Here is a 12,349-nt window from a genome sequence, read left to right as displayed (position 1 = left end):
GCGCTCCGGCTCACTCGGGGGCGACGCCTACGCGGGCTCGGGGGCGGGTCGGCGCTGCAGTTCCCTTGCGAAGAACTGCTCGCGGGATATCCGTTCGACCTTGGTCATGTCGCCGAGAATGTCGCGCAGTTCCTGCAGGAACCGCTGGCGGCGCTCCGCCAGGTCGGCGGCCCGCATCAGCAGCTTCTGATCGGCCATCACCTGGCGCGCCGTGGCGAACAGCAGTGCCGACACCGACTCGTTGCTGTGCACCCTGGTCTGCGCGATGTACTGGCGGCCGACGCCGAGTGCCAGCTCGGTGAGCTCCTTCTCGCCGATGTCCGGCGACGCGTCGCGCAGCACGTCCGCGACGATCTCGTAGGCCTCGAAGAACGGTCGCAGCATGGCGCCTGCGATCAGCGGGCGCTTAGCGCGCAGCAGCGAGTAGATCTGCTCGCCGCCCGCCTCGACACTCGCCTCCCAGTCGTCGTGCCACGACAACTCCTCGGCCAGATGCTCGCGGAACGCCGCCGAGTCGGCGAAGTAGAAGTCGAACTTCAGCAGATCGCGCAGCCGCAGCGCCTGGGTCCAGAACGCCTCGAGGCGGTTGCCGTCGGCGCGCGCTGCGTGCGCGAGCGCGAGGTCGACGATGGACGTCTCGAGGAACGCGTCGATGAGCGTGTTGCGGTAGAACGCGGCTTCGTGTTCGTCCCTCGGCTCGATGAGCCAGACCGGTTCTCGCCCGCCGTCCACCCTGGTGACGGGATGCCCGCCCGACAACGCGTCGACCGCCGCGCGCACACCGTCCGGGGTGCGTAACCGCAACGCGCTGTTGGTCATCGGAGTCTGCTTGCGCTGCAGGTAATCCAGCGAGTCCTGCAGCGTGTGGTGCAGCTGGTCGAGGGTGAGCGCCACCCCGCGGGTGGTCAGCAGCAGGGCGGACACCAGTGCGCTCGCATTGACCGGCGTGGCCCGCAGGATCCGCCACGCGACCTCGAACGCCATCTTCTGCATCGCCAGGCGCTTGGCGGCCTCGTCCGTGGTCATCGGACCGCCCGGCTCGCCGAGGTATTCGCGCATCGACACGGCCGCCGGGAAGCGCACGTAGATCTTGCCGTAGCTGCGTTCGCCCTGCGCCTTGATGTACTTGTACATCCAGGACAGTCCCTCGGGCGTCTTCTCTCCGCCGCGCGCGTACGCCGCGTATTCGGCCGTCTCGTGCAACTGGTCGAAGCTGATGGACACCGGCTGCAGCAGGATGTCGTCGCTGCGGCCGTCGAGGTAGGCGTCGGCGACGTAGGCGAGCAATCCGAGCTTGGGCGGCAACATCTTTCCGGTGCGCGACCGGGTGCCCTCGATCGCCCAGCTCAGGTTGAAGCGCTTCTCGACGATGTAGCCGACGAACTGGCGCAGCACGTACTTGTAGAGCGGATCGTCCAGCTTGCGGCGCAGGAAGATGACACCGGAGTGCCGCATGAGCGGGCCCATGAACCCGAACGACAGGTTGATGCCGGCGAAGGTGTGCACCGGCGGTAATCGGTTCTCCTGCATGGCGACCGGCACGATGACGCCGTCCAGATACGACCGGTGCGAGAAGAGCAGCACGGCGGGGTGGTTCTCCAGCGAGCGCCGCATCGCCTCGACCTCGTCGCGGTCGTAGTCGACGTTCGGGTCGAAGCCGCGGCTGAAGATGGCCCGGCCCAGCGACGGGATGAGATCGACAGAGAACCTGCTCCACCCGGTGGACAACTCGTCGAGCATCGCGCCGGCCTTGTCGACCGTCGCGCCGGGAATCTCCTCGAGCCCTTCCCGAAACCGGTTGGACGCCAGGATCTCCGGCTTCATCAGCCGCGGCGACTTGTACTCGGGTCCGAGCAGTCGAAGCTCCACTCGCTCGATCGCGAGGGTGGCCCGGCGAATGACGAAACGCGCGAACTCCCTCGGGTTCTCGGCGATCGTGGCGTCACTCCAGGCCTGCCTCAGGTCGGCCACCTTGGCGGGCTCGCCCGCGACCACCCTGGCACGGGTGGAATCGCGCTTGAGAATGCGATGCTGCAGGATCTGCGGCGGCCGATAGGTGTCGCGGCCGGAGAGCAGCGATACGACCTTGGATCGCGTCGGAAGGCCACCGGGAATCCAGAAGACCCTGGCCGGCACCACGGAGCGGTCCTCGTCGGCTTCGAGGAGTTCCACCAGGCGGGCCAGCACCCCCGGCGGCGGATCCGCGTCGGCGGGGAGTTCCAGCACCTCGATGCGGGCCTCCGGGTGCTTGCCGCGCTGCTGGGTGAGCCAGTCGCCCAGCATCTCCCGTTCCGCAGGCGAGCTGACCGCCGCGAGCACCAGGGCGTCGCCGGTCGGGCTGAAGCTGGCGAACTCGTCGGCGGTGACCTTCACGGGCGGCCCTTCGGCGCGGCCTTCTTCGCGGCGGTCTTCTTCGCGGGCGCCTTCTTGACCGGTGCGGCCTTCTTGGCGGCGGCCTTCTTGACCGGCGCGGCCTTCTTGACCGGCGCGGCCTTCTTCGCGGGCGCCTTCTTCGCGGGCGCCTTCTTCGCCGGGGTCGTTTTCACCGCCGCCTTGCGCGGCGGCGTGCGGGCGTAGAGCGGCACCTCGGGCAGGACGTCATGCGGCCAGTCCTTGAGCGTGTCGAGGTACAGCTGACGGACCTCGGCGATGCGGTCCTCGAGGTTGTCGGTGGTCCAGTCGTCGGTGGAGATCGGCGGGAAGACGGCGACGTCGACCTTGCCGGGGTTGAACGTGCTGGAGTTGCGGTCGGCGATGACCTCCGCGTTGCGGATGACGATCGGGACCAGGGGGACGCCCGCAGCCATCGCGATCCGGAACGGGCCCTTCTTGAACGGACCGACCTCGGTGGTGTCGAGCCGCGTGCCCTCCGGCGCGATGAGGACCGAAAGGCCCTTGCGCGCAAGCTCTTCGATCTTGTGCAGGCTCTCCACCGCGGCCTTGGGATCGTCGCGGTCGATGAACGCCGCGTCCAGCGCCCTGCCGATGGGGCCCATCAGGGGGTCCTTCTCGAGTTCCTTCTTGCCCACCGAGGTGAAGTTGTCGCTGATGAGCCTGCCCGCGATGAACGGGTCGGCCTGGTTGCGGTGATTGAACAGGAACACCGCCGGTCGCTGCGCGGTGAGGTTCTCCTCGCCGATGACGTTCAGGTCGATGCCGATAGACCCCATCAACAACCTGGTCCACGTCGCGGTGAAGAAGTTGACCCCGACCCGGCGGTTGCGGGTGAGCAGTCCCAACCCGACGGCACCGGCAGCGGCGGGCACCAGCGACGCGATGCCGGCGGCCGTCCGGATCTGCGACACCGGACTACTGCCGCTGCGGCTGCTGAACCGAAGCACCGGCCAACCCCGTTTCACCGCAACGGCTTCCATCTTGCCGCCGGGATTGGTCGGCCGCGGGTTGCCGACGAGATACATGAGCGCGACGTCCTCGTCGCCGTCGGCGTAGAAGTAGCTCCTCGCGAGATCGACACCGTTCTTCGCGGCGAAGCCCTGTACCGCGCGCGCCTTGCCCGGCCCCCAGATGATCGGGGTCTTGACCTCTCCGGTGATGAGGCCGTCGTCGTCGGTTTCGAACCTGTTGCTCAGGATGTTCGTCATCCCGAGGAACTTCGCGACGGGTTCGACCTGCACGGTCAACGCCGACGAGCTGAGCACGACGGTGTGCCCACGCGCCATGTGCGCGCGGACGAGGTCGCGCATCTCGGGGTAGATGCGCTTCTGCACCTGCTGCAGGAAGAGTCGTTCGCCGAGTTCGTCGAGGTCGCTCATCGAGATGCCGCGCATCATTCGGGCCCCCTTGCCGATGAGGTCCTCGAATTCCGATCGGCCGAGCTGGTGGTTGAGCCCCGCCTGCACCATCCCGATGAACTCGCCGACGCTCATCTGACCTCGGCGCAACCGGTCCTGCGTCATCAGCACGCCGGTGAAGCCGGCGACGAGCGTGCCGTCGAGGTCGAAGAACGCGCCGACCTCCGGACCCTCCGGAGAGGCCAGAATCTCGGCAACCGAACCCGGCAGGCGCAGCGTTCGGCTGGACTGACCGTTCTGTGAACTCATTGCGGCGCACTCCCATTGGATGTGTTGACGACCGATTGCTCGGGATCGAGTGTGAACGAAGCGGGGGTGGCGCGACCGTCTCCGCCGAGGGCTAGCACCTCGTCGAAACCGGCGACCAGGCAGCGCGCCCACAGCTCGGCGTCGGTGATCGACGCCCGGTCATAGCGCGTGGTGATGGTGCAGTAGCCGGCGCGGGAGACGAGCACCACCATCATCGCGACGCCGGGCAGCGGCCCGAGGCCGTAGTGCCGCAGGATCTTCGCACCGGAGATGAACGTGTCACCGGGGAACACGGGCACGTTGCTCGCCTGCACGTCGGAGGCGACGACGTTGCCCGCGACCGATTCGAGGATGGAGTCCGGCAGCAGGCTGAGCACCGGCGCGACGGCGCCGACCATGTCGATCGCGCGCTCCTCGCGCTTCTGCGTCATCTGCTTGCGCACCTTGAGGATTCGAGCGGCGGGGTCGACGACTCCCACCGGTGCGGCGAGGTTCACACCTGCGAAGCGGTTGCCACCCGCGGGGTCGTCGTCGGAGCGCAGGTTCACCGGTACCGCCATCGGGATGGTGGCGATCGGGATGCCCTTGGCTTCGTGGTACCGCCGAAGCGCGCCACACAGACCGGCCAGATACGCGTCGTTGATGGAGCCGCCAACGGATTTGGCGGCCGTGCGCAGGTCACTGAAGCGGATGTCGATGGCCTCGCTGCGTGAGGCCAGACTGCGCCGCCGCAGCAGCGGTGAATGCTCGGAGACCGGGCCCATGACCCGTGCACTGGAGCGCGCGTAGTCGACGACGCCGCTGACGGCCGACACCGGATCGCGGACCGCACGGCCCAACGCCGAGGCCGCTCCCCAGCCCGCACCGAACAGGCCGGTGACGATCGACCTCGGGAGGTTGCCGAACCCCTCGCGCATCAGGTCGGTCGGCGACAGATCCTGCGGAATGGGCAGCGGCGCGACCCCTTCCGGCGGCGGATCGCGTTCCAGATCGTAGATGTGGGCGAACATCTCGACGCCGCCGACACCGTCGGTGACGGCGTGGCTGAGGTGCAGGATGGTCGCCGCGCGGCCGTCGGCGAGTCCCTCGACGAGGGTCGCCGTCCACAGCGGTCGGGTGATGTCCATCGGCGCCTGAAGCGCCAGCTCGGCGAGATCAATGACCTCGCGCAGCGTGCCGGGCTCGGGTACCCGCGCGCGGCGGACGTGGAAGTCGAGGTTGAAGTCCGGGTCCACCACCCAGCGCGGGGCCACGGTCGGCAGGGTGGGCATCACAACCTTCTGCCGCAGCCGCAGCACCTTGCGCGACGCGTGCTCGAAGTTCGTCCGGAACCGGTCCCAGTCGGGGGTGGTGTCGAGCAACTCGACGCCCATGATGCCCGAGCGGGTGCGGGGGTTCGCCTCGCCGCGGTGCAGTAGCTGATCGACTGCGCTCAGTTCCTCAGGTAGTCCGGCCGCATTCAGCTCCGGCACGTCGCTCATGGTGGTTCCGTCTCCTCCCGCGGTGTCGCCGGTGCCCCGGTCCACGCTAGTCCGCCGCCCCTGACCGCGGGGCGGCATTCCCTCCGATGAGCGCCGCTGCCGGGTCGTTCCCGGCGAGGCCGGGCGATACACTCTTGCCGCATTGCCTCCGTAGCTCAGTGGATAGAGCAACCGCCTTCTAAGCGGTCGGTCGCAGGTTCGATCCCTGCCGGGGGCGCTCCAGAACAATTGCTGAGGATTCGCGTAGAACTCATCGAATCGCCAGGCTAAGGTCAGTCTGTTCACAGACTGGCTGGCGACCAGCAGCCGGTGACATCGGATTTGGGGGTTCAATGCGCATACTGACCAAACTGGGCGTGATCGGCGCTGCTGTCGCCGCCGTCGCCGCGATCTTCGTGCCGACGGCGTCGGCGTTCTACGTCCAGTACCACGAGTCGATCACCCGTGCGGCGCTGCCCGCCGATCAGGTGAGCCCGGCCGCGCTCCAGCAGATTCTGGTCGGACCGCCGCCCGGTGGCGGCGCCGTCGGCAGCGACGCGTTCGTCGGTGACGAGTTCCGGCACTTGGACAACTCGCTCAACCCCGGCGACATCTGCGCACGCGCAGGGCAGGCGTGGGGGCTGTTCTCGCCGATCATCCAGAACGGCTCGGTTCTGGTGAACGGCGCGCTGGCCGACGGTCCCGGTGCGCGTTCGGCGTTCGGTGCGCTGCTGCACACCCAGCAGGACTTCTACGCGCACTCGAACTGGGTCGAGATCGACCTCGCGATCGGGCAGCCGGACCGGCTGGCCCCGCCGATCTTCCCCACGTGCGATCCGGCGGCCTTCCCGCCCGAGCTGCACACCGGGTACTTCAACCTCGACTTCGGCGATCACGAGTCGCCGCTGTCGGGTTGCCCGCCGGCCGGACCGCCGCCGCCGTTCGTCGACTGCCACTCGACACTGAACAAGGACGGCACCAGCTCGCCGAACTACGGGGTGGCCGCGGCGCTCGCGACGCGCGCCAGCACGGACCTGTACTTCATGGTGCGCAACTGGGTGGCCAGCATGAACGGCGAGGAGGCCGCGGTGCAGCTGTTCCAGGCGCCCGGTGACACGGCGTTGGCGCTGCCGGTGAGCCTGCCGGATTACGCGACCGTCGGTAAGTAGTCGAACCGGTTCGAGTACGAGATCACGGGGCGTCGGGCGGCATCGCCCGACGCCCCGTGACTCTGTCGCCACCTGCGCGCGCGACCGGTGGCGGCGTCGGGTACACAGGACGCGATGACCACGCCCGATGCCGAGCGTCCGCTCAGCCCCCTGCCCGAGGCCGGGTACGTGTACCGCACGTCATGGCCGGTGATGACCGGTGACATCGACGACCAGCTGCACCTGCGGCTCGACGGCGTCGGCCGCTACATCCAGGAGGTCGGCGCCGAGAACCTCGTCGACGCCGGCGAGGCCGAGAACCACCCGCACTGGATCGTCAACCGCACCGTCATCGACGTCATCGAACCGATCGAGTGGCCCAACGACATCTCGTTCAGCCGGTGGTGTTCGGCCCTGTCGTCGCGCTGGTGCACCATGCGCGTCCAACTCGTCGGCAGCGACGGCGGCCGTATCGAGACCGAGGGTTTCTGGATCGCGATCAACAAGGACACGCTGACACCGTCGCGGGTGTCGGACACCCTCACCGAGAAGTTCGCGTCCACGACCACCGAGCACCGGCTGAAATGGCGGCCGTGGCTACGGGACTTGACCGATGCGACCGCCGAATCGCCATTCGCGTTGCGACGCACCGATATCGACATCTTCCAGCACGTCACCAACGCCGTGTACTGGCACGCCGTCCACGAGGTCATGGCCGATCACCCGGATATCGCCACCGCGCCGTACCGGGCCGTCGTCGAGTACCGCAAGCCGATCAGGTACGGCGAGCAGGTGGTCATCCGGTCAGCGCGCGACGGTGACTCGGTGCACATCGCGCTGACGGTCGACGACGCGGTCCGGGCTGCGGCGCTGCTGCGCAAGCTCTGACCGCCGCGGGCGGCGCTACCGCGCGAGCTGCGGGTAGACCCCGGCCACGCCGTTCGCCAAGCCGGCCTGAACCGCGCGGCTGTGGTCGTCGGCCAGCACCTCGAAGGCCCCCTCCGCGACGCCGTCGAGCGCCATCGCCGCCACCGCGGCCGGATCCGACTTGGGCACGTCACTGCCCGCCATCATGTCGGTGTCCATCGGGCCGACGTGCAACGCGACGACCGCGATCCCCTTGTCCGCGAGGTCCAGGCGCAGTTCGTTGGTCATCGACCACGACGCCGCCTTCGCCGCGCAGTACGCCCCCGCCATCGGCATGCTGAGCCAGGAGAGCACCGACAGCACGTTCAGCACCGCGCCGCCGCCGTTGCGTTCGATGACGGGCGCGAACGCCCGCACCATCGCCAGGGTCCCGAAGAAGTTCGTGTCGAGTTCGCGGTGCACGTCGGAGAGGTCACCGGTGAGCAGGTTGGCTCCCGTTGAGATGCCGGCGTTGTTGACCAGCAGCGTGACATCGCCTGCCGCCTCCACCGCCGCGGCGACCGACGCGGGGTCGGTGATGTCGACGCCGACCGGGATCGCGCCGTCGACGTCGATCGATCCGGGGTCGCGGGCGCCGGCGTAGACGCGCGCACCGCGCGCGACGAGTTCGAGGGCGAACTGGCGGCCCAGGCCGCGGTTCGCTCCGGTGACCAGTGCTGTGCTCGAGGTGATATCCACCCCAACATCCTGCTCCGCCGAGTGGCGCTGGTGCAGCGCAGTGGACAATCGTGTCATGGCCGCGCGCACGAGAAGCACCTGTCTCGTCGCGGTGGCCGCCGTCCTCGCCGCCTGCGGACACCCTCCGGCGACCCCCGCAGCGGCTCGAGACACCGCACCGCGCGGCGGCGTGACAGCCGTGCCGTCGGCACCCGAGGCCGAGCCGTTCGCCGTCGGCGGCTCGGCCACCCCCGCGCAGTTCGCCGGGCCGCCGGCTGATGCTCCCGCGATCGGTGACGGCGCCATCGACACCTGGAGCGGCTGGCTACCAGACGGCCGGACGTTCAGCCCGTTCGACACCTCGCCGCAACCGATCGCCAGGCTGAATCCATTGCTGCTCAAAGCGATTCAGGATGCCGCCCGTGCAGCTGCGGCGCAGGGCGTGACCATCGTCATCACCTCGGGGTGGCGGTCGAGGGGTTTTCAGCAGCGCTTGTTCGTCGACGGCATCCGACAGTACGGCAGCCAGGAGGCGGCCAGCCAGTTCGTCGCGTCCGCCGACGTGTCCAAGCACGTCGTCGGCGAAGCGGTGGACATCGGCGGCGACGGCGCGTCGGAGTGGATGATCCGCAACGGCCCGCAGTTCGGGTTGTGCCAGATCTACGCCAACGAGAACTGGCACTTCGAGTTGGCGACCGACGCGGCGGGGAACTGCCCGCCGCTGCGCCCCAACGCCGCGGGCTGATCACTACGCTGAGTCCGTGACCGAACTCGTCCTCACGAGCGTCCACGACCACGTCGCGCTCATCACCGTCAACGATCCCGACCGCCGCAACGCCGTCACCGCGGAGATGTCGGCGGGATTGCGCGCCGCCGTCTCAGCCGCCGAGGCGGACGCGGGAGTCCACGCCGTCATCGTGACCGGCGCGGGTAAGGCGTTCTGCGCGGGCGCCGACCTCACCGCGCTCGGCGCCGCCACCGAAGACGGCCTGCGGGTCATCTACGACGGGTTCCTCGCCGTCGCGCAGTGCACGCTGCCGACCATCGCGGCGGTCAACGGCGCCGCCGTCGGTGCGGGACTGAACCTGGCGCTGGCCGCCGACGTCCGCATCGCGGGTCCGCACGCGTTGTTCGACCCTCGCTTCCAGAAACTCGGCATCCACCCCGGCGGCGGCGCCACCTGGATGCTGCAACGCGCCGTCGGCCCTCAGGTGGCGCGCGCGGCGCTGCTCTTCGGCATGCGCTTCGACGCCGAGACCGCCGTCCGGCACGGCCTTGCGCTGGAGGTCGCCGACGACCCGGTCGCGGCCGCCCGAGCCCTTGCCGCCGGCCCCGCCTCGGCGCCCCGCGACGTCGTCGTCGCCACCAAGGCCTCGATGCGCGCCACCGCCAACCCCGGCACCGTCGACCTCGAGCAGCACGGCCTCGCCGTAGACGTCGAGATCGTCCCGCAGGCTCGCTCCATCGAATCCCCCGAGTTCGCCGCGAGATTGGCCGCCGCTCAACGGCGCTGACATCACGCGGCGCCGCTACCGCCCGTGCAGCGTGCGGTTCACCTTCGCGGGGGTCAATTCGCCGCTATGGTGATCTCCTGCGGAGGACAACCGCAGGGGGTGTGGATGGATCAGCGGCAATTCGGTCCCTATCAGCTGAAGGACCTGCTTGGACGCGGCGGCATGGGCGAGGTGTACCGCGCCTACGACACGTCCACGGATCGCGTTGTCGCCATCAAGGTCCTGACGAAGAACTACGCCGAGGACGCCCACTTCCAGCAACGCTTCCTCAGGGAGGCCCGCGCCGCCGCCAGCCTCAACGAACCCCACGTCATCCCCATTCACCGGTTCGGCGAAATCGACGGCCGCCTCTACGTCGACATGCGCTTCATCGAGGGACGAGACCTGCAGGCCGTGCTCTCCAACCGTCCGATCGATCCGACTCGCGCCGTCAGCATCGTCGAACAGATCGCCGCCGCACTGAGTGCCGCGCACGAGATCGGTCTGGTGCACCGGGACGTGAAGCCGTCGAACATCCTCGTGACGGCCCGCGACTTCGCCTATCTGATCGATTTCGGCATCGCGCGGGCGTCCAACCAGACCAGTATGACGAGCGCGGGCCAGGCCGTCGGCACCCTCGCCTACATGGCACCCGAACGCTTTTCGACCAGCCAGGGCGACGCGCGTTCCGACGTGTACGCACTCGCCTGCGTGTTGTGCGAAAGCCTCACCGGCCGAACGCCATTCGCAGGGACGAGCATGCAGGAGGTGATCACCAACCACCTGGTGAACCCGCCCCCGAAACCCTCGGAAGCCGGCCTCCCCCACGCGTTCGACGACGTCATCGCAACCGGATTGGCCAAGGATCCGGCCCACCGATACCAAACGACCGACGATCTGGCGCGGGCTGCGCGACGAGCGTTGACCGCCGGGGCACCCCGAGTCGGCTCCTCGACGACCGATGTCATCAGGCAGCGACCACCGGTACCCACGGCCGCGATGCCATCGCGCCCGGCGCCGACCTCGTTTCCACCCGTGCGACCCGTACAGGCGGCCACGTTCCACTCCGGACCCGCCGACGTCCATCCGCCGTCAGGACCGGTCGCAGCGCGTCCCCGTCCGCCACGCACACCGTGGTGGAAACAGCGCATCGTCGCCGTCGCCGCCGTGATCGCGACGGCGGTCACCGCGGCGAGCATCACCGGGCTGATCGTGGCCAATCAGCCCGATCCCGTTGAGCCCATTGTAAATTCGGGTGTCAAGCCGCCCGCTCCACCCACCCCGGAGCGGACGATCGACGAAAGCCTGCTTTCGGCGCGCGATATCGGCACGGCAATGGGCTTGAAAGACGTCGCGAAGTCCAGCCGGCTGGACCGGCTGATCAACACCGTGGCGGTCACCCCGCCGCAGTGCGAGGTCGTCGTCGCACCGGATCCCACCGCCTACGGATCGACGGGATTCGCCGAGACCCGGCTGACCCAGATGGTGGCCCCCGGAGACGGCGTCGCGCCCGGAGCGACCCAGGCCCTGTACCGCTACGCCTCCGAGGAACGCGCCGGCGCGGTGTTCGCCGACGCCGTCCCGAAGTGGAAGGCCTGCCTCGATCAGGACATCACCGTCACCTCGCCGACCTCGGCCCCGACGATCACGACGGCCACGGACTTCAGCACGGGCGCGAACTCGGTCTCGGTCGTCCTGCGAACGCAGGGCAATCCGGCCGGGTACACCTGTCAACACGTCGCGTCCGCGGTAGCGGACTACGTCATCGAGGTGGTGGCGTGCAACTTCGACGTTCGGGACCAGGGCGGCGACATCGTCAAGCGGATCGGGCAGCGAATCGAATGAGCGTCTCCCAGCGGGATCCGAGGCGTGCCACGCTCGATCGCCGCAGCATCATCGCGATCAGTGTGATCATCGCGACGGCCGTCATCGCCATCGGGGTCACCGCGGTCCTCACCCTCCGGGGCGGGGACTCGTCGTCGGCGGCCGCGCCCGACACGAAGACCGCGGCCGCGTCGACCGAAGCCCCGCCGCCCATCCCGGAGCTCGGCGGAATCCTTCTCGACGCGAACGCGCTGACGACGGTCTTCGGGCCGTCGTTCGTCTTGACGTACTCTCAGCCCTCCCTGTGGAATTCCATGGCGACGCAACACGTGTACTCGCCACCGCCGTGCGGTGCGATGATGGCGACGGGGGAAGCCCTCCACTTCGCCTCGCTCGACTGGCTGGGATCCTGGGTCAAGGCCGGAAACGACACCGCGGATCCTCAGCAACTGTGGGTCATCCAAGCCGTCGTTCTCGCCCCCGACGACAGCGCCGCCGCACGCTATCTCAGCGATGCCGCGGCGATCTGGAAGCAGTGCACGGTCAAGACCTTCACGACGAACGATCCCGCCGATGCCGTTTGGGGTGACGTGGTAATCACCACACCGTCGCCGGATCGGCTGGAATCGACTGTGATTCAACAGGGTACGACGCCGTGGTCCTGCAGGCACGTACTGACCGCCAAGGGCGCCTACGTCGTCGACGCTCAGGCGTGTGGTGTCGACACCACAAGAATCGGCGCTCTCGTCGATCGGATTCTCGGCAACATCCCCGGGTAG

Annotated in this window: 10 protein-coding genes and 1 tRNA gene; 7 read left to right on the top strand and 4 right to left on the bottom strand. The window is 68.7% G+C overall.

Annotated features, from left to right (window positions below):
• Positions 1 to 27 precede the first annotated feature (27 nt).
• Genes NM203_RS14555 through NM203_RS14545 form a run of 3 tightly spaced genes read right to left on the bottom strand, consistent with a single transcriptional unit; the run spans position 28 to position 5,542 of the window.
• Entirely contained in the window at positions 28 to 2,373 is a 2,346-nt protein-coding gene (locus NM203_RS14555; RefSeq protein ID WP_255060695.1) for a glycerol-3-phosphate 1-O-acyltransferase, read from the bottom strand.
• Entirely contained in the window at positions 2,370 to 4,061 is a 1,692-nt protein-coding gene (locus NM203_RS14550; protein ID WP_255060694.1) for an HAD-IB family hydrolase/lysophospholipid acyltransferase family protein, read from the bottom strand. Before NM203_RS14550 ends, NM203_RS14555 begins: the two co-directional genes overlap by 4 nt.
• Complete coding sequence (locus tag NM203_RS14545; RefSeq protein ID WP_255060693.1) at positions 4,058 to 5,542, bottom strand: wax ester/triacylglycerol synthase family O-acyltransferase; 1,485 nt, start codon at positions 5,540 to 5,542, stop codon at positions 4,058 to 4,060. Before NM203_RS14545 ends, NM203_RS14550 begins: the two co-directional genes overlap by 4 nt.
• Before the next feature lie 144 nt (positions 5,543 to 5,686).
• Here NM203_RS14545 and NM203_RS14540 point away from each other — a divergent pair.
• From NM203_RS14540 to NM203_RS14530, 3 genes are all read left to right on the top strand, one after another.
• A tRNA-Arg gene (locus tag NM203_RS14540) sits at positions 5,687 to 5,759 on the top strand.
• Between the two features lie 115 nt (positions 5,760 to 5,874).
• Positions 5,875 to 6,690: a hypothetical protein gene (locus NM203_RS14535; RefSeq protein ID WP_255060692.1), complete on the top strand. Its 816-nt coding sequence runs from the start codon at positions 5,875 to 5,877 to the stop codon at positions 6,688 to 6,690.
• A 114-nt stretch (positions 6,691 to 6,804) separates the two neighbouring features.
• Positions 6,805 to 7,557, top strand: coding sequence for an acyl-[acyl-carrier-protein] thioesterase (locus NM203_RS14530; protein WP_255060691.1), 753 nt, complete (start codon positions 6,805 to 6,807; stop codon positions 7,555 to 7,557).
• A gap of 15 nt (positions 7,558 to 7,572) precedes the next feature.
• Here NM203_RS14530 and NM203_RS14525 read toward each other — a convergent pair whose 3' ends face one another.
• Positions 7,573 to 8,274, bottom strand: a complete 702-nt coding sequence (locus tag NM203_RS14525) for an SDR family oxidoreductase (RefSeq protein ID WP_408633351.1) — start codon at positions 8,272 to 8,274, stop codon at positions 7,573 to 7,575.
• Between the two features lie 55 nt (positions 8,275 to 8,329).
• Between NM203_RS14525 and NM203_RS14520 the strand changes: the two genes are divergently transcribed.
• The 4 genes from NM203_RS14520 to NM203_RS14505 all read left to right on the top strand — a co-directional run bounded on the left by NM203_RS14520 (position 8,330) and on the right by NM203_RS14505 (position 12,349).
• Entirely contained in the window at positions 8,330 to 8,998 is a 669-nt protein-coding gene (locus tag NM203_RS14520) for a M15 family metallopeptidase (protein ID WP_255060690.1), read from the top strand.
• A gap of 16 nt (positions 8,999 to 9,014) precedes the next feature.
• On the top strand, positions 9,015 to 9,767 hold the full coding sequence (locus NM203_RS14515) for an enoyl-CoA hydratase (RefSeq protein WP_255060689.1): 753 nt from the start codon (positions 9,015 to 9,017) through the stop codon (positions 9,765 to 9,767).
• Between the two features lie 105 nt (positions 9,768 to 9,872).
• Positions 9,873 to 11,591: a serine/threonine-protein kinase PknH/PknJ gene (locus NM203_RS14510; RefSeq protein ID WP_255060688.1), complete on the top strand. Its 1,719-nt coding sequence runs from the start codon at positions 9,873 to 9,875 to the stop codon at positions 11,589 to 11,591.
• On the top strand, positions 11,588 to 12,349 hold the full coding sequence (locus tag NM203_RS14505) for a sensor domain-containing protein (protein WP_255060686.1): 762 nt from the start codon (positions 11,588 to 11,590) through the stop codon (positions 12,347 to 12,349). The genes NM203_RS14510 and NM203_RS14505 overlap by 4 nt, the downstream gene beginning before the upstream one ends.

It is taken from the genome of Mycolicibacterium arenosum, from assembly GCF_024320865.1.
Lineage (GTDB): Bacteria > Actinomycetota > Actinomycetes > Mycobacteriales > Mycobacteriaceae > Mycobacterium > Mycobacterium arenosum.
Note: the sequence above shows the minus strand (reverse complement) of the source record. Positions and strands in the feature narration are given on the sequence as shown.

Excerpts from the sequence above, each read along its gene's own strand:
- NM203_RS14550 (WP_255060694.1), bottom strand. The coding sequence starts at position 4,061 with ATGAGTTCACAGAACGGTCAGTCCAGCCGAACGCTGCGCCTGCCGGGT.
- NM203_RS14545 (WP_255060693.1), bottom strand. The coding sequence starts at position 5,542 with ATGAGCGACGTGCCGGAGCTGAATGCGGCCGGACTACCTGAGGAACTG.
- NM203_RS14535 (WP_255060692.1), top strand. The coding sequence starts at position 5,875 with ATGCGCATACTGACCAAACTGGGCGTGATCGGCGCTGCTGTCGCCGCC.
- NM203_RS14530 (WP_255060691.1), top strand. The coding sequence starts at position 6,805 with ATGACCACGCCCGATGCCGAGCGTCCGCTCAGCCCCCTGCCCGAGGCC.
- NM203_RS14520 (WP_255060690.1), top strand. The coding sequence starts at position 8,330 with ATGGCCGCGCGCACGAGAAGCACCTGTCTCGTCGCGGTGGCCGCCGTC.
- NM203_RS14510 (WP_255060688.1), top strand. The coding sequence starts at position 9,873 with ATGGATCAGCGGCAATTCGGTCCCTATCAGCTGAAGGACCTGCTTGGA.
- NM203_RS14505 (WP_255060686.1), top strand. The coding sequence starts at position 11,588 with ATGAGCGTCTCCCAGCGGGATCCGAGGCGTGCCACGCTCGATCGCCGC.